The organism is Actinoallomurus purpureus (assembly GCF_024055795.1).
Lineage (GTDB): Bacteria > Actinomycetota > Actinomycetes > Streptosporangiales > Streptosporangiaceae > Actinoallomurus > Actinoallomurus purpureus.
The window spans coordinates 121,490-146,545 of record NZ_JAMXMY010000006.1 but is presented as its reverse complement, the minus strand read 5'-3'; the positions used below and the strand labels follow the sequence as shown (position 1 = coordinate 146,545).

The 25,056-nt window shown below is 70.5% G+C and carries 28 protein-coding genes; 8 read left to right on the top strand and 20 right to left on the bottom strand.

Features of this window, described 5'->3' with window-relative positions; genetic code table 11:
• Positions 1–413 precede the first annotated feature (413 nt).
• From NE236_RS13780 to NE236_RS13770, 3 genes are all read right to left on the bottom strand, one after another.
• Entirely contained in the window at positions 414–1,121 is a 708-nt protein-coding gene (locus tag NE236_RS13780; protein ID WP_252842516.1) for a DUF433 domain-containing protein, read from the bottom strand.
• Positions 1,122–1,240: 119 nt separating this feature from the next.
• Entirely contained in the window at positions 1,241–1,672 is a 432-nt protein-coding gene (locus NE236_RS13775) for an ATP-binding protein (RefSeq protein ID WP_252842337.1), read from the bottom strand.
• Complete coding sequence (locus NE236_RS13770; RefSeq protein WP_252842336.1) at positions 1,657–1,917, bottom strand: hypothetical protein; 261 nt, start codon at positions 1,915–1,917, stop codon at positions 1,657–1,659. Before NE236_RS13770 ends, NE236_RS13775 begins: the two co-directional genes overlap by 16 nt.
• Positions 1,918–1,993: 76 nt before the next feature.
• Between NE236_RS13770 and NE236_RS13765 the strand changes: the two genes are divergently transcribed.
• Entirely contained in the window at positions 1,994–2,863 is an 870-nt protein-coding gene (locus NE236_RS13765; protein ID WP_252842335.1) for a helix-turn-helix domain-containing protein, read from the top strand.
• 810 nt (positions 2,864–3,673) lie between these two features.
• Here the strand turns inward: NE236_RS13765 and NE236_RS13760 are convergent.
• From NE236_RS13760 to NE236_RS13710, 11 genes are all read right to left on the bottom strand, one after another.
• Positions 3,674–4,300, bottom strand: a complete 627-nt coding sequence (locus NE236_RS13760) for a LutC/YkgG family protein (RefSeq protein ID WP_252842334.1) — start codon at positions 4,298–4,300, stop codon at positions 3,674–3,676.
• Positions 4,297–5,715 carry a lactate utilization protein B gene (locus NE236_RS13755; protein ID WP_252842333.1) on the bottom strand — a complete coding sequence of 473 codons (1,419 nt, stop codon included), beginning with the start codon at positions 5,713–5,715 and terminating at the stop codon, positions 4,297–4,299. Before NE236_RS13755 ends, NE236_RS13760 begins: the two co-directional genes overlap by 4 nt.
• Positions 5,716–5,779: 64 nt before the next feature.
• On the bottom strand, positions 5,780–6,484 hold the full coding sequence (locus NE236_RS13750; protein WP_252842332.1) for a (Fe-S)-binding protein: 705 nt from the start codon (positions 6,482–6,484) through the stop codon (positions 5,780–5,782).
• Positions 6,485–6,488: 4 nt separating this feature from the next.
• Positions 6,489–7,358, bottom strand: coding sequence for an amidohydrolase family protein (locus NE236_RS13745; RefSeq protein WP_252842331.1), 870 nt, complete (start codon positions 7,356–7,358; stop codon positions 6,489–6,491).
• 9 nt (positions 7,359–7,367) lie between these two features.
• Positions 7,368–8,285, bottom strand: a complete 918-nt coding sequence (locus NE236_RS13740) for an aldo/keto reductase (protein WP_252842330.1) — start codon at positions 8,283–8,285, stop codon at positions 7,368–7,370.
• A gap of 2 nt (positions 8,286–8,287) precedes the next feature.
• The gene (locus tag NE236_RS13735; protein WP_252842329.1) at positions 8,288–9,301 is read right to left on the bottom strand and encodes an ABC transporter permease; all 1,014 of its coding nucleotides are present in this window, start codon (positions 9,299–9,301) and stop codon (positions 8,288–8,290) included.
• A complete protein-coding gene (locus NE236_RS13730) occupies positions 9,294–10,811 on the bottom strand; it encodes a sugar ABC transporter ATP-binding protein (protein ID WP_252842328.1) in 1,518 nt (505 codons plus the stop codon). The genes NE236_RS13735 and NE236_RS13730 overlap by 8 nt, the downstream gene beginning before the upstream one ends.
• The gene (locus NE236_RS13725; RefSeq protein WP_252842327.1) at positions 10,808–11,866 is read right to left on the bottom strand and encodes a sugar ABC transporter substrate-binding protein; all 1,059 of its coding nucleotides are present in this window, start codon (positions 11,864–11,866) and stop codon (positions 10,808–10,810) included. The genes NE236_RS13730 and NE236_RS13725 overlap by 4 nt, the downstream gene beginning before the upstream one ends.
• A 9-nt stretch (positions 11,867–11,875) precedes the next feature.
• The gene (locus NE236_RS13720) at positions 11,876–12,622 is read right to left on the bottom strand and encodes an SDR family NAD(P)-dependent oxidoreductase (protein WP_252842326.1); all 747 of its coding nucleotides are present in this window, start codon (positions 12,620–12,622) and stop codon (positions 11,876–11,878) included.
• Between the two features lies 1 nt (position 12,623).
• Complete coding sequence (locus NE236_RS13715) at positions 12,624–13,907, bottom strand: enolase C-terminal domain-like protein (RefSeq protein ID WP_252842325.1); 1,284 nt, start codon at positions 13,905–13,907, stop codon at positions 12,624–12,626.
• Positions 13,904–14,743, bottom strand: coding sequence for a fumarylacetoacetate hydrolase family protein (locus tag NE236_RS13710; RefSeq protein ID WP_252842324.1), 840 nt, complete (start codon positions 14,741–14,743; stop codon positions 13,904–13,906). Before NE236_RS13710 ends, NE236_RS13715 begins: the two co-directional genes overlap by 4 nt.
• Positions 14,744–14,900: 157 nt before the next feature.
• Between NE236_RS13710 and NE236_RS13705 the strand changes: the two genes are divergently transcribed.
• Together NE236_RS13705 and NE236_RS13700 are read left to right on the top strand one after the other, a co-directional pair.
• The gene (locus tag NE236_RS13705) at positions 14,901–15,638 is read left to right on the top strand and encodes a FadR/GntR family transcriptional regulator (protein ID WP_252842323.1); all 738 of its coding nucleotides are present in this window, start codon (positions 14,901–14,903) and stop codon (positions 15,636–15,638) included.
• Between the two features lie 2 nt (positions 15,639–15,640).
• Complete coding sequence (locus NE236_RS13700; RefSeq protein WP_252842322.1) at positions 15,641–15,955, top strand: L-rhamnose mutarotase; 315 nt, start codon at positions 15,641–15,643, stop codon at positions 15,953–15,955.
• A gap of 123 nt (positions 15,956–16,078) precedes the next feature.
• Here NE236_RS13700 and NE236_RS13695 read toward each other — a convergent pair whose 3' ends face one another.
• Together NE236_RS13695 and NE236_RS13690 are read right to left on the bottom strand one after the other, a co-directional pair.
• Complete coding sequence (locus NE236_RS13695) at positions 16,079–16,258, bottom strand: PspC domain-containing protein (RefSeq protein WP_252842321.1); 180 nt, start codon at positions 16,256–16,258, stop codon at positions 16,079–16,081.
• A gap of 109 nt (positions 16,259–16,367) precedes the next feature.
• Positions 16,368–17,006, bottom strand: coding sequence for an MBL fold metallo-hydrolase (locus NE236_RS13690; RefSeq protein ID WP_252842320.1), 639 nt, complete (start codon positions 17,004–17,006; stop codon positions 16,368–16,370).
• 133 nt (positions 17,007–17,139) lie between these two features.
• On the opposite strand from NE236_RS13690, the gene NE236_RS13685 reads away from it, so the two are divergent.
• The 3 genes from NE236_RS13685 (at position 17,140) to NE236_RS13675 (ending at position 19,723) form a co-directional block, all read left to right on the top strand.
• Complete coding sequence (locus tag NE236_RS13685; protein WP_252842319.1) at positions 17,140–18,237, top strand: phosphotransferase family protein; 1,098 nt, start codon at positions 17,140–17,142, stop codon at positions 18,235–18,237.
• Positions 18,234–19,331, top strand: coding sequence for an Rv3169 family protein (locus tag NE236_RS13680; RefSeq protein ID WP_252842318.1), 1,098 nt, complete (start codon positions 18,234–18,236; stop codon positions 19,329–19,331). The genes NE236_RS13685 and NE236_RS13680 overlap by 4 nt, the downstream gene beginning before the upstream one ends.
• 80 nt (positions 19,332–19,411) lie before the next feature.
• Entirely contained in the window at positions 19,412–19,723 is a 312-nt protein-coding gene (locus NE236_RS13675) for a hemolysin XhlA family protein (RefSeq protein ID WP_252842317.1), read from the top strand.
• A 67-nt stretch (positions 19,724–19,790) separates the two neighbouring features.
• On the opposite strand, the gene NE236_RS13670 is transcribed toward NE236_RS13675, so the two are convergent.
• The 3 genes from NE236_RS13670 to NE236_RS13660 form a co-directional block, all read right to left on the bottom strand.
• A complete protein-coding gene (locus NE236_RS13670) occupies positions 19,791–20,081 on the bottom strand; it encodes an iron-sulfur cluster biosynthesis family protein (RefSeq protein WP_252842316.1) in 291 nt (96 codons plus the stop codon).
• Between the two features lie 135 nt (positions 20,082–20,216).
• The gene (locus NE236_RS13665; RefSeq protein WP_252842315.1) at positions 20,217–21,161 is read right to left on the bottom strand and encodes an LLM class F420-dependent oxidoreductase; all 945 of its coding nucleotides are present in this window, start codon (positions 21,159–21,161) and stop codon (positions 20,217–20,219) included.
• 11 nt (positions 21,162–21,172) lie between these two features.
• Complete coding sequence (locus NE236_RS13660) at positions 21,173–21,946, bottom strand: SDR family oxidoreductase (RefSeq protein WP_252842314.1); 774 nt, start codon at positions 21,944–21,946, stop codon at positions 21,173–21,175.
• An 82-nt stretch (positions 21,947–22,028) separates the two neighbouring features.
• Between NE236_RS13660 and NE236_RS13655 the strand changes: the two genes are divergently transcribed.
• A complete protein-coding gene (locus NE236_RS13655) occupies positions 22,029–22,811 on the top strand; it encodes an SDR family oxidoreductase (RefSeq protein WP_252842313.1) in 783 nt (260 codons plus the stop codon).
• Between the two features lie 29 nt (positions 22,812–22,840).
• Here NE236_RS13655 and NE236_RS13650 read toward each other — a convergent pair whose 3' ends face one another.
• Entirely contained in the window at positions 22,841–23,701 is an 861-nt protein-coding gene (locus tag NE236_RS13650; protein WP_252842312.1) for a LysR family transcriptional regulator, read from the bottom strand.
• Positions 23,702–23,772: 71 nt separating this feature from the next.
• Here NE236_RS13650 and NE236_RS13645 point away from each other — a divergent pair, with 71 nt between their 5' ends.
• Positions 23,773–25,053, top strand: a complete 1,281-nt coding sequence (locus NE236_RS13645) for an MFS transporter (RefSeq protein ID WP_252842311.1) — start codon at positions 23,773–23,775, stop codon at positions 25,051–25,053.
• Positions 25,054–25,056: the final 3 nt, after the last annotated feature.

Below are 25,056 nucleotides of genomic sequence, written 5' to 3'. Positions count from 1 at the left end.
GGAGATTTGACCCCACCCGCCAGATATGGACGTTCTAGTCATCCAGCAAACGATGATTGGCTTCTCGGCGCAGGTCCGCCAGTTGGTCGATCTCCCAGGCCAGGTCCTCACCACCGCCAGGCTCATCGTCGGGTAGCGGCATTCGCTCGGCTATCTGCTGGAGCCGCCTGAGGCCCACCACCAGATCCCCGAAACGGTTATATCTGGCCAAATCGTCTCGAACCTCACTACTTTCGATCAAGGCCAACGGCTACGGCCGAACGTCCCGCCGCATCGCCCACCGCCGAACGCAGGGCGGCAACAAACGAACGCTTGTTGTGGGTGAGCGTAGGCGCCGCCGTCATGGTGCTCTACCGGATGCTCCGCGGTTGCATCGGTCCAGGACCCGCCCCAGGCTGCGGTCGACGAAGAACTTAAGCGGCTGCTCTTGTTGCGACACGCAGGGCGTCCTCGACTTCGGCCTGGGTGAGTCCGAATTCCTCGGCGACGGTCTGGATGGGTTCCCCTGCCTGGAAGAGATCGATCACGTCTTCCAACTTGGCGCCTCCGTGGGCGAATCGCGGCCTGCCGAAGGCGTGTTCCGCATCGATGAGAACATCGGCGACGCGGTACTGCGGCAGCCGGATCACCTGGGCGTATCCGTCGTCCGCGAACTCCACGCGGCGTAGGTAGTCTTCGACGACCTCGGCGAAGACCCGCTGGTTGTTGCGGACCACGACGAGTTCCCTGGCCGAGACGCCTTCGGGGGTATCCGCCGCGTGTTCGGCGTAGTCGTACAGCACCTCTGCCCCGTCGGTGAACAGCTGCCTGCTGGCCAGCGCGTACTCCAAGCCGAGTTCTCGCTTGAGCGCGTCGATGGCCGGCCTGATCCGCTGCAGGGGAACACCGGCATGGCGGAAGGCCGCCAGTGCGTACCCCTCGGCCAAGCCGACGAACGGGACCGCCGGCTCGTTGCGCCGAGCCGGGTGGACCGCGGTGATAACAGGCCGCGCACTCACCAGCCCACCGCCGGGCCTCTTGCGCTCATAGCCGAAGGCCCACGTCGTGAACGTCGACGCGGGGACCGCAAGGTAGTGCGCAGCCTCGGCGATCCCGTAGAGCGGTGTGGAGAATCGATCCACGGCCAAGCCAGTCACCTCCGACCTCGACTTCCCAGAATGAAGCATCCTGGCAGACAGGGGAAGGAACGACGCCACCGTCCCGGCCCGATCCCCGCCGCGCCGAGCAGTCCTGAGAGCGTTCATGAGAACGACTCCCCACACAACTCGGGGGTCTGGTCGGGAGACGCGCAGCGCTCCAGTTCGAACCACACGGTGCTGCCGACTCCTTCGCGGAGGACACCCCAGCGGGCGGCAAGGCTGTCCAGGAGTTCGGTCCCCCGCCCGTTGGTGGCATCCTGACCCGCACGGCACCAGCAAGGCAGTCTGGATGAACCGCCATCGCATACGCTGATGCGCGCCCAGGTGCCGGTGCACTCGACGCGCAGGGTGAACTTCCCCCCGGCCATCCCGCTGCCGGAATGGGTGATGGCGTTCGTGGCCGTCTCGCTGCTGAGCAGTAAGGCGTCATCAAGGCACGGGTGGCCGTCACCGAGCGCGGCACCGACGATGCGCCGCACCCTGCGCACCTGGTCTGGCGTGCCGGGAAGGATCTCCGTCATCGTCTGAACCACGCCAGCTCCTTCTGGATCATTGCCGGCGCGTGCCGGTCGTCGGTGAGAGCCCAGCCGCGCGACCACACATACGCCCAGCGACCGTCAGGTGTCAGCACGCAGGCGACGAACATCACCCGCCGGCCACGTGACACCCGCAATAGCTCCGCACCGTCGCAGATGGCCGGGACGGCCACCAGACCTCGGACGAGAAGCTTGTCCGCTAAACGACGCAACATGACGCGGTATAGCGCGGTACTCTCCATGAACCGAGCATGCGGTAGCCAACTGTGGTCATGCAACTGCTTTGAGTCGATAGCCCCGAGATTCTTTGGACGGATCATGAGCGCGCGAGAGTCATCCCCCACCGCCCGCCGTCGCCGGCTCGGCGCGGAGCTGCGTCGCCTTCGCGAGACCGCCGGCCTGACCAGCTATGAGGCCTCCGAACGCCTCGGCTGGTCGTCGAACTCCAAGACCTCCCGCATCGAGAACGGCCGCATCTCGGTCGCCTGGGGCGACGTCTCCGACATGCTCGACCTGTACGGAGTCGGCCCCGGCGAGACCCACAACCGCCTCATCGCCCTCGCCCGCAAGTCGAAAGAGAAGAGCTGGTGGCAGCCGTTCAGCGACCTACTCGACAAGGAGTACGCCACCGTCATCGACCTGGAGACGGCCGCTTCCCAGCTCCGCATCTTCCAAGCCCTGGCCATACCTGGCCTACTCCAGACCCCCGACTACGCCCGAGCCATCATTACCCGCAGCGGACCACTCGACCTCGACGAAGAGGAGGTCGAACGCCGCGTCCAGCTACGCATGCAACGCCAAGCCATCCTTGCCAGGGACGGCGACCTCGGACTCTGGGTCGTACTCGACGAAGCGGCCCTGCGACGAGTGATCGGCAGCTCTCAGATCATGCACGGGCAACTCATCCATCTCGCCAGGGAAGCACGCCAGCCAAATGTCACCGTTCAGGTGATCCCGTACGACGTTGGTCCACATGCGTCGCTTCCAGGATCAGCTGGGATTTTTTCGTTCCCGCAACCCCGCGACCGCGACGTTGTCTTCGTCGACACCCTTGCGGGCACACTCTTCCTCGAACGCGAAGCAGATGTACGAGCGGCTACCCTCGGATTTGATCATCTCCGCGCATCGGCGTTGAGCGTTGCCGAATCGGTAGAAATGATCAGCGCAGTGGCGGAGTCATACCGGTGAACGAGAGAGGCAGTTTATGGCGAACATCGCCATTGACCTCAGCAACGCCATATGGCGCAAGGCAAGTCTCACACAGACCCAGAATGATCAGTGCGTCGAAGTGGCGACCACCATGACTCGATGATCGAGTCTCCGACCGTGCGGCGCCACTGCCAAGAGAGCGATGACCAGTGATCCTTGGTGAGCGGTGCTGTTCTTGAGGCTGTCGCACTACTCGCGATCTTGATTGCTCAAGGCCATGGCGATGCAGCGAGCTGGCGCGCAAAGGCTGCGAATCGGGCTGCCGCCGGCGCGGTTCGGTGTGCTGAAAGCTCGGCGAACGACCGTGCGGTTCATCCCGTTAAGGGGACGCGGCGGGGCAATTCGGCTCGCCGTAGGGGTGTTCTCCGAGAGTTCTGCACGGTGGCGGCCGTGGCGAGGCCGGGGCGACATCCGGAGGGGTCGGCGGGCTCGCGGCGTCGGTCGGGCTCCGCCGGGTGGGTCGGCCGGTCACCGTGCTGGAACGGGCGGCCGACGAGCTGAGCCGAGGGCGGGCAGAACGCTCGGCGAAGGCCACGCGCGGCCCACCTCACCAACGGCAAACCCGGGCGAACCGGGCCGCTGCCGGTTTGTTCCCGAGCGTTCTGCGCGCCGCCCTCCGCCGGGTACACACGTCCGCGTCGGCCGACCGATGCCCGCACCCGGTCGAGGACGCCTTCGCCAGGGTTTTTAAATCCCTCCCAGCGTGACAGCCCAGGGCACACTGGCCCGCCTGAGCGGCCTGGTTCGGAGTTAGGCGACAGCCTCTCTTACCGCACCGATCGCCAATGATCAGCTGACAGCGCGCACGATGAGGACCTCCAACGTGCGGGGGCCGTGGACGCCCTCCACCCGGTTCAGCTCGATGTCGCTGGTGGCCGACGGGCCGCTGATCCAGGTCTGGGGGCGGGACGGGTCGAGGCGTTCGAGGGCCTCGGGGACCGTGCGGACGATCTGGTCCCGCCGTACGACGCACAGATGGTAGTCGGGGATCAGGGTGAGCGCACGGCGGCCCTGGTCGTCGCCGCCGTCCAGGACGATGGTGCCGGTCTCGGCGATGGCGACCGCGCAGCCGGTCACCACGCCGTCCAGGGCGTCGAGGTCAGCGGCGGACAGGGCCGGGTCGTCGCGGATCGCCTCCGCGTCGCCGAACCACTCCGCGGGGATGCCCACCGGTGCGGCCACCCGGCGGGCCGCGCGCCCGCGCAGGGCGTCCGCGACCGCCGCCGCGACGTCGGTGGCCTCGTGGACGACCGCCTTGTAGTCGACGAGGCGGTCGACCAGGAGTTCGACGACGTCCGGGCCGGAGCGGGTCCGGTCGTAGTCGCGGGGCACCTCGACGTCCTCCGGCCGTTCCGTACGGGGCACGTCGGCCAGCGCCGACCGTACGCGGGCCAGGATGCGGTCACGGGAGCTCATCGATCTCCCTCCTGGTTCGGCCGCCGCACCCACCAGTCGCGGAAGGACTCGCGGGGCGGTACGGGCACCTCACGGGTGTCGGACCAGGCCGACAGCGGACCGGGCAGGCGGCGCGGGGCCCAGCGGCGCAGGCGGCCGGCGGAACGCTGCGCCATCGCGAGCCACTTCGGGTTGTCCAGCACACGGCGAGCGGCGCCCATCGCGAGGCGCTCACCGCGGTGCCCCTTCGTGACCACCTTGGCGCGCAGGTCGAGGAGCACCTCGGGGATGTCGATGGCGACCGGGCAGACCTCGTAGCACGCGCCGCAGAGCGTGGAGGCGTACGGCAGCGACTCCTCCAGCGGCCCGGCGATGCCGTGCAGCTGCGGGGTGAGGATCGCGCCGATCGGCCCGGGGTACACCGAGCCGTACGCGTGGCCGCCCGCCCGCTCGTAGACGGGACAGACGTTCAGGCAGGCGGAGCAGCGGATGCAGCGCAGCGCCTGGCGGCCGACCCGGTCGGCGAGCACCGAGGTGCGCCCGTTGTCGACCAGGACGAGGTGGAAGTCCTGGCCCTCGGTCGCCCCGGTCCACGTCGAGGTGTACGGGTTCATCCGCTCCCCCGTCGACGAGCGGGGCAGCAGTTGCATGAAGACCTCGAGGTCCCGCCAGGTCGGCACGATCTTCTCGATGCCGACCACCGAGATGAGCGTCTCGGGAAGGGTCAGGCACATCCGGCCGTTGCCCTCGGACTCCAGGACGACGAGGGTGCCGGTCTCGGCGACCGCGAAGTTGGCGCCGGAGATGCCGACCTTGGCGGACAGGAAGCGCTCGCGCAGGTGCAGGCGGGCGGCCTCGGCGAGCGCGCGCGGATCGTCCTCGAGGTTCTCCGGCGCGGGACGTCCCCAGGCGGCCATGCGGCCGGTGAAGATCTCCCGGATCTCCGCGCGGTTGCGGTGGATGGCCGGGACGAGGATGTGGGAGGGCAGATCGTCGCCGAGCTGCACGATCAGCTCGGCGAGGTCGGTCTCGTACGCGCGGATGCCGGCGGCGGCCAGCGCGGAGTTCAGCTCGATCTCCTGCGTGGCCATCGACTTGACCTTGACGACCTCGGTCTCGCCGGTCGCCTTCACCAGGTCGACGATGATCCGGTTGGCCTCGGCGGCGTCCTCGGCCCAGTGCACGTGCCCGCCGGCCGCCGTGACGGCCGACTCCAGTCGTTCGAGGTAGACGTCGAGGTGCCGGAGCGTACGGTCCTTGATCGCCGCACCCGCGGCGCGCAGCTCGGCCCAGTCGGGCTGCTCGCCGACGACGGCCGCGCGCCTGGCGCGGATCGTGTGGGTCGCCTTGCGCAGGTTGTAGCGCAGCTGCGCGTCGTCGACCGCCCGCGACGACGCCTCCGGAAACGCCGGCATCCCGACGAACGTGCCGCTCATGCGGCCTCCTTCGTCGGAGGAGTGACCGGGCGCGCCATGCTCATGATTCGCTCGCTCCGCTCGCTCATGCTGGATCCTCCTCCGTCGAGGCGAGGATCTCGGCCAGGTGCACGACGCGGACGCCGGTGCGCTGGCGGGCCAGGGATCCGCCGATGTGCATGAGGCAGGAGTTGTCGGCGGCGCACAGCACCTCGGCGCCGGTGTCGAGCACGCCCCGCACCTTGTCGGCGCACATCGCGGCCGACACGGCCGAGTTCTTCAGCGAGAACGTGCCGCCGAACCCGCAGCACTCGTCGGCGCCGCCCAGGGGCACGAGGGTGAGCCCGCGCACCTGGGACAGCAGATCGAACGGCCTCGAGCCGACCTTCAGCGACCGGAGCGAATGGCAGGTCGGGTGGTAGGTCACCGTGTGCGGGAAGTACGCGCCGACGTCGGTGACCTTCAGGACGTCGACCAGGAACTCCGACAGCTCGTAGACCCCGGCCGGCGGCTCGACGCCGAGCGAGGGGTACCACTCGCGGACCATCGCCGCGCACGACCCGGACGGCACCACGACCGCGTCGTAGCCGTCGAACACCGCGGTGAAGCGGCGGGCGAGCGGCCGGGCGTCGTCGCGGTAGCCGGTGTTGAAGTGCATCTGACCGCAGCAGGTCTGCTCGAGCGGGAACTCGACCGTGCAGCCGAGCCGCTCCAGCAGCCGGACGGTCGCCCGCCCGGTGCCGGGGAAGAGCGTGTCGTTCACGCAGGTGACGAAGAGGGCGACCCGCATGGTCTCAACCCAGCCCGTACGCGCGTCGGGCGGTTCCGCCGAAGACGGCGTCCCGGTCGCCCGGCGGCACCGCCTCGCGGGCCAGATCGAGGACCTGTTCGTAGGACGCGGCGAGCGTGCAGACCGGCCAGTCGGAGCCGTACATGACGCGGTCGGCGCCGAAGGAGTGCAGCACGTGGCGAGCGTACGGGAGGATGTCGTCCGGTTTCCAGTCGGGGGCGGCCTCGGTGACCAGGCCGGACAGCTTGACGGTCACGTTGGGCAGCGCCGCCAGCGAGGTGATCCAGGTCGCCCACGGCTCCCACACGCCGCCGGCGATGTCGGGCTTGCCGGCGTGGTCGAGGACGAAGGAGACCTCCGGCAGCCGGCGCATGAGCGCCAGGGCCGCCGCGGCCTGCGGCGGCCGGACCAACACGTCGTACACCAGGCCGGCGGCCCCGACGGCCTGGACGCCGCGCTGGACGTCCTGCCGCAGCAGCCACTCGGGGTCCGGTTCGTCCTGCGCCGCGTGCCGGACCCCGACGAGCAGGTGACCGGACGGGCTCTCGCGTACCTCGGCCATCCGGTCCGCGACGTCGGACGCGGTCAGATCCACCCAGCCGACCACGCCCACGATCGGGCCCGGTTCGTCGCCGTACTCGGTCTCGACCGGATTGTCCCCGGCGAACAGCAGGTCGTACGTCTCGCCGACGTCCTGCAGCGCCTGGACGACGATCGAGTCGCGCACACCGTACGGCCTGGTCAGATCGGTGTAGCGGGCGGCGTCGAACCGGCCTCGGAGGGGATCGGCCCAGGGGCCGTCCATCCACGGGTAGTCCCGGACGGCCGTGTCCCACAGGTGGTGGTGTGCGTCCACCGGCCCGAGCTCACTCACGCGTCCTCCTCACAGTTCCGCCCACAGCGTCTCGGGGATCTCCATCTCGAACAGCTCCGCGTTGTCGTCGACCTCGGCCGTGTTCCGGCAGCCGACGAGGACGCTCGCCACGGCCGGATGCCGGAGGGGGAACCGCAGCGCGGCAGCGCGCAGCGGCACGCCGTGTTCGGCGCACACCCGCTCCAGGCCGGCGACGCGCTCCAGCATCTCCGGCGGGGCGGGCGCGTAGTCGTACGTCGTGCCGCCGGCCAGCAGGCCGGAGTTGTAGGCGCCACCGATGACGACGGACGTGCCACGCCGTTCGCACGCGGGCAGCAGGTCCTTCTCGGCCGACCGGTCGAGAAGGGTGTACCGCCCCGCGCACAGCACGACGTCCAGGTCGAGGCGCTCGACGAACCGGGTGAGCATGGCGGTCTGGTTCATCCCGGCGCCGATCGCGCCGACCACGCCCTCGTCGCGGAGGGCGGCCAGCGCCGGGTACGCCGTCGCGTAGACCTCGCCCTCGTGGTCGTCGGGGTCGTGCAGGTAAACGACGTCGACGCGGTCGACGCCGAGGCGTCGCAGCGACTCCTCCAGGGACCGGCGGATGCCGTCGGCGCTCCAGTCCCAGACCCGCTTGTACGGCGGCGGGTCGGTGAACCCTTCCGGCTCGGGCGGCTCCCCGGGCTCCAGGGGGACGAGGAGCCGTCCGACCTTGGTCGACAGGACGTACTCGCCGGACAGGGCGGCGCCGAGGCGGCGTTCGCTGCGCCCGGCACCGTAGTGCGGCGCGGTGTCGAAGTACCCGATGCCGCGTTCCTGCGCGCGGCGGACGGCCGCCGTCACGTCGGCGTCGGACACCGGGGCGTAGAGCCCGCCGATGGCCGCACCACCGAATGACAGCGTTGTCACCTCGACCGGTGAGGATCCGAGTCTGCGGTGCTCCATCGCTACTCCTGTGCCTGGCCCGACGTGATACGGCTGATGATCAGGGCGACGAGGATGATGCCGCCGTTGAGCGCGCCGATCCACTGCGCCGGGACGCCCGCCAGCGTGAGGACGTTCTGGATCATGTAGAGCAGCAGGATGCCGGTGAAGGCCCCGAAGATCGTGCCCTTGCCGCCGTTGAGCGAGACGCCGCCGATGACCGCCGCCGCGAACACGGTGAAGATCGCGCCGTTGCCCTGGCTCGCGGCCACGGACGCGAGGCGGCCGGTGAGCAGCAGGCCGCCGAGGGCGGCCAGCGCGCTCGCCAGGACGAGCGTCGTCCACAGCACGCGGTCGACGCGGATGCCGGCGGCGCGGGCGGCGTCGGGGTTGCCGCCGACGGCGTACAGCGACCGTCCGAAGCGGGTGTATCCGGTCACCGCGATCGCGGCAGCGTACAGGATCAGGCAGATCCAGATCGACGCCGGCAGCCCCAGCCAGACGGCGTTCCCCAGGTAGATCATCGAGGACGGCAGGTTGAAGAAGGTCTTGCCGCCGCTGATGCCGGTCAGCAGGCCGCGCAGCACGATCAGCATGCCCAGGGTGACGATGAAGCCGTTGAGCCGGAACCGGACGATCAGCAGGCCGTTGACCCAGCCGATGACGAGGCCGACGGCGAGCGTCACCGGGATCGACCAGGCGCCGGACAACCAGTGGACGCCGTGCGTGATCCCGGGGGCGAGCACCAGCCAGGCGGCGACGCCCGGTGCGAGGCCGAACGTCGACTCCAGCGACAGGTCCATCCGGCCGCAGATCAGCACCAGCGCCTCGGCGAGCACGAGCAGCGAGATCTCCGACTGCTGCTGCAGCACGTTGACCAGGTTGTCCCAGTGCAGGAACACCGGATTGACCAGATATCCGACGATCCCGATCACGATGATCGCCGGCACCAGCGCCAGGTCGCGCAGGCGCGCGAGCCGTGGCGCGGCGATCCGGCCCCGGGCCGGCGCGGCCAACGCCGTCTGTGTCTCAGTCACCGATACCCTCCATCGCGGCGATCAGTTCGTTGTCGTCCCAGCCCTTCGCCATCTCGGCGACGACGGCGCCCTTGAACAGGACGATGACCCGGTCGCAGGGACGCAGGTCGTCGAGGTCGTCCGAGATCATGAGTACCCCGGCACCGCCGACGGCCGCCGCGGCGGCCGTGCCGAGGAGCGTCTCCTTGGCCTTGACGTCGACCCCGGCGGTGGGCTGCATGAGCACCAGCACCTTGGGCTCGTTGGCGAGGGCGCGGGCCATGACGACCTTCTGCTGGTTGCCGCCGGACAGCGCGGACACGGGCTGCTCGGGTCCGGCCGCCTTGATGTCCAGGTCGCCGATGGCCTTGACGCCGAGTTCGTCGCGTCGCCGGGAGCCGACGAACCCGAAGCGGCCGAGCCGCTCTGGCACGGTGAGCGTGGCGTTCTCGGCGATGGACAGGCCCGGCACCAGACCCTCGCGATGCCGGTCCTGCGGGACGAACCCGATGCCGACCCGCAGCGCGGCCGGCACGCTGCCCGGCCGGGGCGTCACACCGCCGATCTTCACGGTGCCCTGCCCGGCCCGGCGGAGGCCGACGATCGACTCGCCGACCGCCATCTTCCCGGAGCCGACGGCCCCGGCCAGCCCGACGATCTCGCCGGGCGCCACGGACAGGGACACGTCCTCGAAGACGCCGGGAACGCCGAGCCCGGTGACGGTGAGCGCGCGTTCCTCGCCGGCCGCCGGCGTGGGCCGGTCCGCGCCGAGATCGATCAGGCCGGTCGCCTCGCCGGTCATCGCGGTGATGAGGTCGGCCTTGCCCAGCTCCGGGACGGGGGACGTCATGATGTGCCGGGCATCGCGCATCACGGTGACGGTGTCGCAGACCTCGTACACCTCGTCGAGGTGGTGGCTGATGAACAGGAAGGTCACCCCGGACTCACGCAGCGACCGCATCCGGTCGAACAGCCGCTCGATCGCCTGGCCGTCGAGCTGGGCGGTCGGCTCGTCCAGGATGATGAACCGCGAGCCGTGCGACAGCGCCCGCGCGATCTCCACCAGCTGGCGTTGCTCGACGCTGAGGCGTGCGGCCGGCGCCTGGACGTCGACGTCGACCTCCCACGTCTCCAGCAGCTCGCGGGCACGGCGACGCAGCGCCCCCCACGAGATCAAGCCGCGTCCCTGGCGGTTCAGGAAGAGGTTCTCGGCCACCGACAGCGAGGGGATGACCGTCGACTTCTGGTAGACGCAGGCGACCCGCTGCCGCCACGCCTCGCGGTCCGCGAGCGGGGGCGCGGACCGGCCGTCGAACTCCACTGAGCCGGAGTCCGGCGCGACGAGGCCGGTGAGCACCGACACGAGCGTCGACTTCCCGGCGCCGTTCCGGCCGACGAGGGCGTGCACGTCCCCGTCCCGGACGGTCAGGGAGACGTCGTCGAGCGCGACGGTCACGCCGAACCGTTTATCGATCCTGTGGGCCGCCGCGACCGGCCGGGGGCCGGCCGCGGCACTGGCTGGAACGCTCATTTGACTTGGTTGCCCCAAAGCTGCGGGTCGGTCGACTTCAGCGAACCCGGGTAGCTCCCGTCCTTGGTGACCAGCGGCGCGGGCAGCTGGTCCTCGAGCAGACCGGGCCGCGGCGCGACGATCGTCGAGTCGTGGTCGGTCTTGCCCGGAGCGAACTTCTTCCCGTCGATGGCCGCCTTGATGTAGTACAGGGCGTACTTGGCGTACAGGTCGGCGGGTTGCGACACGGTGGCGTCGATCTGCCCGGCGCCGATCGCCTTCATCTCCTCGGGGATGCCGTCATTGGACACGATGGCGATGTGCTTCGGGTTGCCCGGCGGGAAGATCAGGCCCTTCTGCTTGAGCACGTTCAGCGTCGGGGCGAGGAACGCGCCGCCGGCCTGCATGTAGATGCCGCCGAGGTCGGGGTTGGCGGCCAGCGTGGTCTGCAGCTTGTTCGCGCCGACGTCACCCTTCCACTCGGTGGGCAGGCCGATGACCTTGATGCCCTTGTAGTTCTGGGCCATGCACTGGTTGAAGGCCTCAGTACGGTCGCGGCCGTTGATCGAGGCCAGGTCGCCCTCGAGCATCGCGACCTTGCCCTTGCCCTTCAGGGTGTCCCCGAGGAACTTGCAGGCCTTCTCGCCGTACGCGCGGTTGTCGGCGCGGACGACCATGTACACGTCGCCGGTGTCGGGGCGGGTGTCGACGGTGACGGCCGGGATCTTCTTCGTCTTGAGCTGGCCGAGCGTCGGCGCGACCGCGGCGGTGTCCTGCGGCGCCAGCACGACGCCCTTGACGCCCTGGCCGATGAGCGTCTGCACGTTGGCGGCGAGCTTGGAGACGTCGTTCTCGGAGTTGGTCGTCTTCAGGTCGAGGCCGAACTGCTTGCCGTACTGGGGCACGTACTTGATGTAGGAGTTCCAGAAGTCGGTGTCCGACCGGGGGTAGTCGACCCCGACGACAGCGCTGCCACCGCCGGACGATCCGCTGCTGCCCTCGCTGTTGTCGCAGCCGGCCAGCAGCACCGCGGCCGCCGCGAACGCGGCACCGGCCGCGAGCATCTTTCGCTTCATCGCGTCCTCTCAGAATTTCTCTGGGCGAAGTCGCAGGCCGGCCATGCCCCCATCGACCGCCAGCGCCGTTCCTGTCGTCGCCGACGCCAGCGGGCTGGCCAGGTAGGCGATCGCCACAGCGACCTCCTCGGCGCTGACCAGCCGCCCGCTCGGCTGGCGGGCCGCCAGTGCGGCCCGCTCCGCCTCCGGATCGTCGGTCGCGGCGAGCAGCCGGCCGACCCAGGGCGTGTCGGCGGTGCCCGGGTTGACGCATGTCACCCGGACCCCGTCGCGCAGGTGATCCGCCGCCATCGCCAGAGTGAGCGACTGAACGGCACCTTTGGTCGCCGAGTACAGCGCGCGCTGCGGCAGCCCGGCGGTGGCCGCGATCGAACAGGTGTTGACGATCGCGGCGTGCTCGGATCGGCGCAGGTGCGGCAGGGCGGCCCGGCTCACCCGCACCATGCCGAACACGTTGACGTCGAAGACGTTGCGCCACTCGTCGTCTTCGTTGTCCTCGACCGTGCCCTGCGCGCCGATCCCGGCGTTGTTGACGAGCACGTCCAGGCCGCCGAGGTGGTCCACCGCGGCCGAGACCGCCGCGCGGACCGACGCGTCGTCCCGTACGTCCGTCCGCACACCGTGCAGGGGCTCGGGCGGGGCGGACAGGTCGAGGCAGCTCACCGTGGCGCCTCGCTCGGTCATCAGGCGCGCCGTGGCGAGCCCGATGCCGGAGGCCCCTCCGGTGACGATGGCCCTGATACCGCTGAACTCCACGTCAAGACCTCCAGGCGGCGCCGTCGGGGTAGGCGTATTCGAGCAGGCTCTCGGCCTTGATCTGTGCGGACATGCCGGGGGCCGTCGGCGCGAGGTAGTGGCCGTCGCGGACCCGCACCGGGTCGGTGAAATGTTCGTGCAGGTGGTCGACGTACTCGATCACGCGGTTCTCGGTGCTCCCGCTGACCGCCAGGTAGTCGAACATCGACAGGTGCTGCACGACCTCGCAGAGCCCGACGCCTCCGGCGTGGGGACAGACCGGCACGCCGTACTTCGCGGCGAGCAGGAGGATCGCGACGTTCTCCGGCACGCCCGCGACGCGGCAGGCGTCGATCTGCAGCACGTCGAGCGCCTCGGCCTGCAGCATCTGCTTGAAGATCACACGGTTCGCCACGTGCTCGCCGGTCGCCACCCGGACGGGCCGGACGGACCTGCGCACGGCGGCGTGGCCGAGAATGTCGTCGGGGCTGGTCGGCTCCTCGATCCACCACGGGTCGTACGGCTTGAGCGCCTCGACCCACTCGATCGCCTGGCCGACGTCCCACCGCTGGTTCGCGTCGATCGCGATGCGGATGTCGGGTCCGACCGTCTGGCGGGCCAGCTCCAGGCGGCGCACGTCGTCCGCCAGGTCGCCGCCGACCTTCAGCTTGATCTGGGTGAAACCCTCCTCGACGGCCTCCCGGGCCAGGGTCACCAGTTTCTCGTCGGTGTAACCGAGCCAGCCGGGGGTCGTCGTGTAGGCGGGGTAGCCGGTGGCCAGTAGTGCGGCCTCGCGTTCCTCCCGCCCGGCGCGGGCCGCCGTCAGCAGGTCGACGGCCTCCTCCGGACGGAGGGCGTCGGTGAGGTACCTCCAGTCGGCCAGGTCGACGATCTGCTCGGGCGTCAGGTCCGCCAGCAGCCGCCAGACGGGTTTGCCGGCGACGCGCCCGGCGAGGTCGAACGCCGCGTTGATGACGGCGGCGGCGGCCATGTGGACCGCGCCCTTCTCCGGGCCGAGCCAGCGCAGCTGCGAGTCGTGGACCAGCCGACGCGCGAACCCGCCGAGGTCGGACAGGTCGATGTCGAGGCCGACGACGAGGGGTGCGTACGCGTTGATCGCCGCGACGCACACCTCCGTGCCGCGCCCGATCGTGAACGTGAACCCGTGGCCCTCGGCACCGTCGTCCGTGCGGAGCACGGCGTACGCGGCCGAGTAGTCCGGATCCGGGTTCATGGCGTCCGAGCCGTCCAGCTGCCGCGAGGTCGGGAACCGGATGTCGTAGGCGTCGAGTGCGATGACCTTCATGCGAGCCTCTGCCGTTGCCGCCCGAGCCCGTCGATCTCGAGTTCCACGATGTCACCCTGACGAAGGAAGGAGATACCCGGGCTGCCGAGCGCGACGCCGGCCGGGGTGCCGGTGTTGATGACGTCACCGGGGTCCAGGACCATGAACTGGCTGAGGTACCAGATCAGATGGTCGACCGGGAAGATCATGTTCTTCGTGTCGCCGTCCTGGCGGAGCTCGCCGTTGACCCAGAGGCGCAGGCCGAGGTTCTGCGGATCCTCGATCTCGTCGGCGGTCACCAGGTGCGGCCCGAGGGGGTTGAAGGTCTCACAGGACTTGCCCTTGTCCCACGTGCCGCCGCGCTCCAGCTGGAACTCCCGCTCGGAGACGTCGTTGCTGATCGCGTACCCCGCGATGAGCGCACGGGCGTCCTCGGGGGACTCCAGGTAGCGGGCCCGGCCGCCCAGGACGACGGCGAGCTCGACCTCATAGTCGGTCTTCTCGCTGCCCCGGGGGATGAGCACGTCGTCGTTCGGGCCGACGACGGTGTTCGACGCCTTCATGAAGATGATTGGCTCCGCCGGGAGCTCGGCGCCCGTCTCCTCCGCGTGGTCCCGGTAGTTCAGGCCGATGCACACGACCTTGCCGGGCCGGGCCACCGGTGCGCCGATCCGCTTGGTGTTCTGGATGGGCGGCAGCTCGCCTGCCGCGTACGCCGACCTGGCGCGGTCCAGGCCCGTGGCGAGGAAGTCGCCGTCGACGTCGCGGGTCAGGCCGGACAGATCGAGGAGCGAGCCGTCCTCCGCCAGGACCGCGGGCCGTTCGGCGCCTTCCGCTCCGACACGCAGCAGCTTCACGTAGTCGTACCCCCTGCTCGTCGGTTGGTCCGACCTCTCAGCGATTCATCGGACCTCTTACGGGGACATAAGACCACTACACGGCAACCTTCTGGCAATACCCCGTGACAGACTTGTTACTTTGAGAAATTGGTACGACCACTTACCGTCCGGCAAGATGAGTTCGCAGTCGGAGGAGGGAGCGCGCGTGCCGGACGACACGGGTGCCAGGACCACCGTCACCCAGCGGGCGATCGACGAGATCAAGACCAGGATCGCCATGGGTGAGCTCGCGCCCGGCCAGCGCCTACCGACCGAGCGCGATCTCGCCGCCGACCTGGGGCTGTCCCGAAGCTCGATGCGCGAGGCGATCCGCGCCCTCACCGTCATGGGAGTCCTCGAGGCCCGGCACGGCGCCGGCATCTACGTCACCCAGCTGAAACCGGGCGACCTGCTGGACACCTTCGGCGTCGTCGCGGAGATCTCGCGGGGCGACACCCTGCTGCACCTCGTCCAGGTGCGCAAGATCCTGGAGCCCGCGGCCGCCGCCGCGGCGGCGGCGCGCATCGACGAAGAGGGACTCATCCGCCTGCGCGCCGAGATGACGGCGATGGAGCGCGGCACGACCGCCGAGGAGATCGTCGGGCACGACCTGGAATTCCATCGCATCATCACCGAGGCCGCCGGCAACCCGGTGCTCGCCGCGATCCTCGGCGGGCTGAACAGCCGCACCTTCCGCGCCCGCGTCTGGCGCGGATACCGGGAGGAGGGTGTCTTCCCCCGCACCTTCCGCGAGCACGACGAGATCTACCGTTCCCTGATCGAACGCGACCCCGACGGCGCCCGCATCGCCACCGCCGTGCACATCGGCGCGGTCGAGGAGTGGGCCCGCCGCCAGAAGGACGATGAGGAGTGAGGATGCGCGTCGCGCTGCACACCCGGCTCAGGGCCGGCCAGGAGGAGGAGTACGAGAAGGCGCACCGGGAGGTGCCTTCGGACCTCGTCCAGGCGATCAAGGACGCCGGCGCGCACGAGTGGACGATCTGGCGCAGCGGGCTCGACCTGTTCCACGTCATCGACTGCGACGACTACGCCGCACTGCTGGCCGCCCTGGAGGACCTGCCGGTCAACGTCGCCTGGCAGGCGCGCATGGCCGGCTACCTCGACGTCGTCCACGACTATTCCGGCGAGGGCGCCGCCAAGGGCCTCCCCGTCGCCTGGCGCCTGGAGTGACCGAGGGGCGCGCCCGACCTCGACGGTGGTGGCCCCAGACCGGGCTGGGGGCGACCCTCAGTGATCTGCCAGGGTCGAGCCCGTAGATGCGGGACGACGAGCCGGCTGTGGCGGCCTGACGCCCTACTCGCCGGGCATCATGATCCAGAGGATGATGTAGATCACGAACTGCGGTCCGGGCAGCAGACAGGACAGGATCGCCAGCAGCCGGACGGTCCACGGCGACATGCCGTACCTGCGGGCGAGTCCGGCACAGACGCCGGCGATGACACGTCCCTGACGCGGGCGGGAAAGACCGTTCATTGCGACACCCCTTTGCGATGGCCTACGAACCACGCTAGGCCGCGCGTCTCCCGCGCGCATCGCTCGCGGGATCGATCCGGGCTCATCCCACGGACCTACGGGCGACCCCTTAGGGGATGTCGACCGACTCCCCCGGCTGGAGACGCCGGAAGTCCGCGTTCTGGCGCTCGCCTTCGCCCTTGAGCTGGTTGTCCAGCAACCCGAGCCCGAACTCGTTGAGCAGGCCGTCGTGGACCGCGAACGCGCGCCGGGGCGTCACCGCCCGCAGGTACTCGATCATCTCAGGGGCCTTCATCCAGGGCGCCTGGCCGGGGACGAGCAGCGTCGGCACCTCCAGGACGGTGAACGCGTCACCGGGATGGAAGACCTCCCCGTCGATGAGGAACCCGATGTTCTCGACCCGGGGGACGTCGGGGTGGACGATCTCATGCTTCTGCCCGGCCACGGCGACCTCGAAGCCGGCGATCGTCAGCGCGTCCCCCTCACCGACCGCGCGGACCCGGTCGCCAAGGTCACCGAGGTCGGCGGCGACGGCGCGGCAGGTGTAGACCGTCAGCCGCGGATCGTCCGCGAGGGCCTTGCGCAGCCGGTCGGCCGCGTAGTGGTCGAAGTGCTCGTGGGTGATGAGGACGGCCTCCGCACCCGCGAACGCGTCGCCCTGCGGAGTCAGGCCGCCCGGGTCGATGACGAGGGTCCGGTCGTCCTTGCGGACGCGGACACAGGAGTGTCCGAGCTTCGTCAACCTCATCCTCCGATCGTGCCACGGCTTCCGTGACCGACTGCGGCGCCCCCGGGCAACGGTTGACGAGCAAGTGACCGGTTGGTAAATACGGATCAAGGTCGGGGACGCGTTCGGCCTTGCGGACGAGGAGGCCCGGACCATGCCCGTTCCCGACCAGCGGGATCCCGAGGTGACCCGTACGGTCCTGGCACGGTGGCTGACCGAACGGCTGCCAGGCGGCGATGTGACGGTGTCCGGGCTGCGGATCCCCCAGACGACCGGGTTCTCCGCCGAGACGCTGCTCTTCGACGCCGAGTGCGGCGACCGCACGGAGCGGCTCGTCGCCAAGGTCGCACCGGTCCGCTACCAGGTCTTCCCCGACCCGCTGCCGTACGCCGACCAGTATCGGCTGCTGCGCATCCTCGACGAGCGGACCGGCGTCCCCGTACCGCGGATGCGCTGGTACGAGGGCGACGCGACGCTACTGGGCGCCCCCTTCTTCGTCATCGACCAGGTGGACGGCCTGGCGCCGGAGGACAACCCGCCGTATCACGGGTCGGGATGGGTCGCCGAGGCCGACCCCGAGCGACGACGCCGCATGTGGACGGCGGGGCTGGAGATCCTCGCCGAGGTGCACCGGCTGGCCCCGGAGCCCTTCGCGTTCCTCGACCGGAGAAAGTACGGGCCGGCGGGGCTGCGGCAGCGGCTCGGCTACTACGCCCACTACATGGGCTGGGCGTACCACGGCCCACAGCCGACCTGCCTGGAGGCGCTGCGGTGGCTGCGGGAGAACCGGCCGCCCGAACCGGACCCGCCGGTGCTGCTGTGGGGCGACTCACGCATCGGCAACATCCTCTACGGCGACGACGGCGCACCGCGGGCGGTGCTGGACTGGGAGATCGCCACTCTCGGCGCGCCGGAAGAGGACCTCGCCTGGTTCATGTTCCTCGACCGCCACCATTCGGAAGGGATCGGCGTCCCCCGCCTGCCCGGCTTCCCGTCCTACGCCGACACCGTCGCGTTCTACGAGGAACTGACACGCCGGCCGATGCGGCACATGGCCTATTACGAGGTGCTGTCGGCCTTCAAGTTCGCAGTGATCATGGCGCGGGTCGGACAGGCGTTCATCGACTTCGGTCTCGTACCCCCCGACAGCGACTTCCCGGTCGACAACACCGCCTCCCGGCTCCTGGCCGGACTCCTCGACCTGCCCGCTCCCGGTCCCACGACCGCCCCTCCGTCCGGAGACCCCCGATGACGCTCTCCCCGCTCGACGACTACCCGGTCCACCAGATCCCCGACGTCATGCGGCACGTGGCCACCTCCGACCGCAACTTCTACGACCGGTACTACTTCAACTGCCACTCCTGCTCGGACGAGCTCATGCTGATCGTGGGTCTCGGCCAGTACCCCAACCTCGGGGTCACCGACGCGTTCGCCCTGGTCCGTTACGGCCCCCTCCACCGGGTCGTCCGGGCATCGCGCGAGCTCGGTGACGACCGCATGGACACGACGGTCGGACCGCTCCGCGTCGAGGTCCTGAAGGGGCTGAGGCGCCTGCGGGTCACCTGCGAGCCGAACGACCACGGCCTGTCGTTCGACCTGACGTGGGAAGGGGCGATCCCGGCCCAGCTGGAACCGCCGCACTTCATCCGCGCTCAGGAGCGCGTGGTGTTCGACTCCCGCCGGCTCGCGCAGACCGGCCGGTGGACCGGCTCGATCACCGTGGACGACACGACGCTGCCGGTGACGCCGGACCGCTGGTGGGGCAGCCGCGACCGGTCCTGGGGCATCCGCCCGGTCGGCGAGGGGGAGCCACCGGGGATCCAGGCCAAGAACCCGGCGAGCTTCTACTGGCTGTACGCGCCGATGCAGTTCGAGGACCACGCCATCCTGTGCATCGTGCAGGAGGACGCGCGGGGCCGGCGGATCCTGGAGGAGGCCCTCCGCGTGTGGCCGGACGATCGGGAGCCGGAATACCTCGGCCGTCCCGACTACCGGCCGGCCTACGCCCCGGGGACCCGCGACGTCACCGAGGCGGTGATCTCCTTCGCTCCGCCGGGCGGCAAGCCGTTCGACGTGCACGTCGCCCCGCTCCTGCCCGTTCACCTGATGGTCGGGAGCGGCTACGGTCTCGAACCCGACTGGCGGCACGGGATGTACCAGGGGCCCGAGCCGAAGGTCCAGGGCGTGACGTACGACCTGCGGCGCGTGGAGGACGCCGCCCGGATGTGGGGCATGGTCGACGCCGTGGCCCGGTTCGAGTACGACGGCGGTGTGGGGCACGGCCTGTTCGAGTACTGGGCCCTCGGCGCCCATCCCGCCTTCCCGGAGGACATCACCGAATCCTGACCCCGGCTTTGTCGGCAGCACATGATGTAGTCGCTTCGTCGCCCATCGTGAGAATGGGCCGAGTGGAAGGTGCTACGGTCATGCTCGTGTCGAACCTCGAAGAGCGGGTCAGCGCACTCGAGAAGGACGTTCAGGTCCTGCGGATGGCGAGCCATGGGTGGGCGGAGGTGGCGCTCGGCGCGGACCGTAAGGTCGGCGGCGTCTCCGAGCTGCTCAACCTGATCTACCGCGAGATCGCAGCGATCAAGGAAACGCTCGCCCGTCACGAAGAGCGATTCACCGCGATCGAAACCCGCCTCGACAGGGTCGAGACCCGGCTCGAAAAGGTCGAGACCCGGCTCGAGGGGATGGACTCCAAGCTGGACCTGATCCTGGACCGCCTGGCGGCCTGATCACGAAAAGGCCCCGGGCGTCGACCGATCGTCTCGGTGCGCGCCCGGGGCCTGTCCGTTAACACGGTCACCCTTGTTCCGCGAGGCGGAAGGTCACGTCTCCGTTCTGGTCGACGCTCGCGTCGAGCGTCATCTCGTCGAGGATCGTCGCGGCGTCCGGTTCCAGGTAGACGCGCGCGCCCTGCTCCTCGACGATCTCGTCGCCGGCCTGTGGGCCTTCGGCCACCGCCAGGGAGAGGGTGCCCGCCTCGTCTGTCTGGCCCTGGGTGGCGATCCTCAGTCCGGTCTGCGGTGAAAGCTCGGGCTGGCTGGTGACGGTACGGATCACCTGGACCGCCGAATCGGTCAGCGTCAGCACTGTCGACAGCTCCTTAGGTTCGATTGCAGGTCAACACGGTGCGCGGCCCCGTGCATGGGCCCTGCCATGCCCGACCCTTCCTGGGGGCAAACATCCAGGATCTTGCGATTTGTCGCCCAACCCCCGAGTCGCAACCTAGGGAGCGAGCGCGGGAACGGCGTTCGTGACCGAGATCTCGTTGTTCGGGAGTACGGCGATCACGGGGGTGTCCAGCCCCGCCGCGACGTACTCACGGATGCGCTCCCGGCACACGTCCGGTGCGCCGTGCACGACGAGGTCGTCGACGACGTCATCCGGGATCGCGTCGAGGGCGGCCCCGCGGTCCCCGGCGGCCCAGGCCTCGTTCATCGCGGCGAGCCGCTCGCCGCGGCCGAGCCACTGGTGGAAGGCCGCGTAGACGGGCACCGTCAGATAGGCCGCGATCAGCCGGCGGCCGAGTGCCCGCGCCTCCTCGGCGTTCGACGTCGGGCAGACGAAGATCCGGGCGATCAGCTCCTTCTCCGTGCCGAACTCGGCACGGACCTTGCGGACGTCCTGCGGCGCCAGCCAGTTGGTGATCGCTCCGTCGGCCTCGCGGGCCGCCAGCCGGAGCATGCCGGGGCGCAGCGCGGCGAGCACGATCGGCGGCGGCGTCTTCGGCGGGGCGTCCAGCCTGAAACCCGTCACGCCGAGCGCCTCGTCGGTGACCTTCTCCCCCGCCAGGGCCCGGCGCAGGAACCGCAGGGTGTCCCGGACCCGCTGGTACGGCTCGGTGAAGGGGATGCCGTTCCAGCGCTCCACGATGACCGGCGACGACGTGCCGATCCCCAGCACGAACCGGCCGGGCGCGAGGTCGGCGAGCGTGGCGGCCTGCTGGGCCAGCAGGGCGGGGCCGCGCGTGTAGACGGGCACGATCGCCGGTCCGAGCCGCAGCTCCGGCGCCCACTGCGAGGCGAGCGCGAGCGGCGTGAACGCGTCGGCTCCGTTGGTCTCCGCCGACCAGGCGTCGGTGTATCCGAGGCCGGTCAGACCCTCGACGACCTTGCGGTGCTCGGCCAGGGGTACGCCGATGAGCGGAATCGTCAGTCCCCATCGAGACATGCGGAGCCTCCTCAGGCGATGGACGGGCGCACGGTCGCGCCACCGTCGACGACAAGGGTCTGCCCGGTCAGCCAGCTCGCCGTGTCGCCGGCGAGGAAGACGACCGCCTTGGCGATGTCCTCGGGTTCGCCGAGGCGGCCGAGCGGCATGAACCCGGCGATCTTCTCCTCGTTGTCCTCCCACAGTGCCCGGGCGAGCTGGGTCTTGACCAGTCCCGGGGCGACGGCGTTGACGCGCACGGACGGGGCCAGCTCGACCGCGAACTGCCGGGTGAGGTGGATCACGGCGGCCTTGGTGGCGTTGTAGTAGCCGATGCCGTGCTCGGTCGCCATGCCGCCGACGGAGGAGATGTTGACGATCGCCCCGCCCCGCGCCTCCATGGACAGCTTCCAGGCGAGCTGCGTCCACAGCACGACGGCGAACTGGTTGACCTGAACCGTCTTGTCGGCCCTGGCGGCGTCGAGGTCGACCATGGGGCCGAAGTACGGGCTGGTGCCCGCGTTGTTGACGAGGACGTCCACGCTCCCGAACTCGGCGACGGCGGCCTCGACGCAGGCCCGCGCGGCGTCCTCGTCACCCACGTGTGCGGCCTTCGGCAGGACGCCCACCCCGGGGTGAGCGGCCCGGATGGCCTTCGCGACCTCCTCGAGGGCGTCCTGCTTCCGCGAGGAGAGGACGACGTTGCAGCCCTCCGCGGCCAGCGCCTCCGCGGTGGCGCGCCCGATGCCGCGCGAAGCGCCGGTGATGAGGGCGGTTCTGCCCGCCAGGCCGGTCTCGAGTGCCATGGTGCTGCCTTTCGTACTGACGCCTGGAGCTTACTGACAACCGAATCGGGTTCAGCCTAGTCTCGGATGTTACGTTCCTGCCATGCAGATCACCGGGAAGAACATCGTGATCACCGGCTCGAGCAGCGGGATCGGGGCCGCGCTGGCGCGCCGGTTCGCCGCCGAGGGCGCGGCGGCGCTGTGCCTGGCCGGCATCGATGACGACGGCTTGGAGCGGGTCGCCACGTCGCTGGAGTGCCGCACCATGACCGTCCGCGCCGACGTCGGCGACGAGGCCCAGGTCCGGGCGATGATCGACAAGGCGGCCGAGCTCGGCCCGATCGATCTGGTGTGCTCGAACGCGGGCATCGGAACCGGCGCCGGACTGGAGGCGACGCCGGAGCAGTGGGCCGCGTCCTGGGCGGTCAACGTCCAGGCCCACGTGTACGCCGCACGCGCGGCGCTGCCCCGCATGCTCGAACGCGGCGAGGGTTACTTCCTGAACACCTGTTCGGCCGCCGGCCTGCTCACCCAGCCCGGCGACGCCCCGTACGCGGTGACGAAGCACGCCGCCGTGGCCTTCGCCGAGTGGCTCGCGCTGACCTACGGCGACCAGGGCATCAAGGTGAGCGCGCTGTGCCCGCAGGGCGTCCGTACCCCCTTGCTCACCGAGGCCCTGGACGGCATCGCGGGCCGGGTCGTCGCCGCGGCCGGCCGGGTGCTCGAGCCCGACGACGTCGCCGGCATGGTCGTGGCGGGACTCGCGGCCGAGACGTTCTTGATCCTCCCTCACCCGGAGGTGGCCGAGTTCGAGCGCGGCAAGGTCGCCGACCGCGATCGCTGGCTCGGCGGGATGCGCCGGATGGTCGCCGCCCTGCAGACCTGAGCGGCCGCCGGGCCGTTCCCGGGGGACGTTCAGGCCGGGGCGCGGGCGAGGACGAAACGACGGAAGCCCTCGGCGACGGGCGGGCGCGTCCGGCCGGCCACCCAGGCGAGGCCGATCGTCCGCCGCGCCCCGGTGATGACCACCTCGCAGACCCCGGGCGTCGGGTCGCCCGGCGGCACGATCGCGACGCCGAGCCCCGCGGCGACCAGCCCGCGGAGCGTGGCGGCCTCCTCACCCTCGAACGCGATGTCGGGGCGGATGCCCTCGCTGCGGAACAGCTCGTCGGTGATGGAGCGCAGCCCGTACCCGCGTCTCATCAGGATGAACGGCTCGCCGGCCGCCTCGGACAGGCGTAGCCTGTCGCGCCCGGCGAGCCGGTGCCCGGCCGGAACGGCGAGGCGGAGGCGTTCGGTCGCGAGCGGGTGCCAGGCCAGCTCCGCCGGGCGCGGGCTGGTGATCGCCAGGTCCGCCCGGCCCTCGATGACGGCCGCCTCGATGTGCTCGCTGCTGCCCTGGCTCAGGCGGAACGTCACGCGCGGGTGCTCCCGCCGGTAGTCACGGAGCAGCTCCGGGACGAGCGCGGTGCCCTGGGTGTGCAGGAACGCCAGTCCGACCTCGCCGCTGCCGGGGTCGGCGGCCTGGGTCAGGGCGTGGCGTGCCGCCTTCTCCTCGGCGACCAGCCGCTCGGCGTGCCCTCGGAAGATCTCGCCGTACGGGCTCAGCCGGAGCGTTCGCCCCTCGCGATCGAACAGCCGCACGCCCAGCTCGCGCTCGAGACGGGCGATCGCGCGGGACAGGCCCGGCTGGGAGATCCGGAGCTCGGCCGCCGTCCGGGTGACGTGCCCGTGCTCGGCGACCGCGAGGAACCAGCGGACCGTTTCCAAGTCCATGACTGTTGAGCATAGTTCTCAGGAAGAACTTTCATTGGACGCATCGCTTCGGTGCGGCGCAGCCTGGAGAGGTGCTCCTCGCCTCACCCGCGGACCTCGACCGGCGACATCGGCGCGGCTCCCACGGACTGCGCCGGGTGAACCTCGCGCTGTTCGCGGCGGGCCTGACCACGTTCATGTCGCTGTACTCGACCCAGGCGCTGCTGCCGGAGCTGTCGCGGGTCTTCGGCGTCTCCCCCACGACGTCGAGCCTGCTGGTCTCCCTGTCGACCGGCACGCTCGCGCTCGCGGTGGTCCCGGTGAGTTCGCTGTCGGAGTGCTTCGGCCGGACCCGGATCATGGCGGTCTCCTCGGTGACGGCGGCCGTGCTCGGCCTGCTCCTGCCGCTCGCCCCGTCGTTCCCCGCGCTCGCGGCGGTCCGCGCGGCGCAGGGGATCGCGCTCGCCGGCGTGCCGGCCGTGGCGATGGCCTACCTCGCCGACGAGGTGCATCCCGAGGCGCTGGGCGGGGCGATGGGCCGCTACATCGCTGGGAACACCGTCGGCGGCCTGCTGGGGCGGCTCGTCCCCGGTTTCGTGACCGACCTGGCGGGCTGGCGGTGGGCGCTCGGCGTCACCGCCCTCGGAGCACTGCTCCTCACCCTCATCTTCTGGACGCTGCTACCGCGCTCCCGCTGCTTCCGCCCGGCCCGGACCGGCCCGGGACCGCTACTCCTGCATCTCCGCGATCCCGCGATGCGCCGGCTCTACCTGATCGGGCTGGTGCTGATGGCCGGATTCGTCACCGTCTACAACTACCTGGGCTACCGCCTGCTCGCCGCGCCGTTCGGCCTGCCGCAGTGGGTCACCGGCCTGGTCTTCCTGATGTACCTCGCGGGCACCGTCAGTTCGCCGGCCGCCGGGTCGCTCGCCGACCGGGTCGGCCGCCGTCCCGTGCTGTTCGGCGCGTTCGCCCTGGCCGCCGCCGGGCTGCTGGCGACCCTGCCGCACACGCTGCCCGTCCTGGCCGTCGGACTGTTCGTCTTCACCGCGGGCTTCTTCGCGGCGCACTCGGTCGCCAGCGGCTGGGTGGGACGGCGTGCCACGGCCGGGAAGGCGCAGGCGTCCGCGCTGTACCTGTTCGCGTACTACGCCGGCAGCAGCCTCGGCGGCTCGGCCGGCGGCCTCGCGTACGAGCACGGCCACTGGACGGCCACGGTCGCATACGCCCTGGCCCTCATCGCCGTCGCCGCACTGGCCGCCCTGCGCCTGTCCGCGCCGGCCGGCGGGAGCTCCGGGTCCGCCGGCGCCGGGTCGCGGCTCGCCGGAGGCGCGACCGCGAACGCGCGCGGGTCGGGCGCGCCCGTCTCCTGAGCC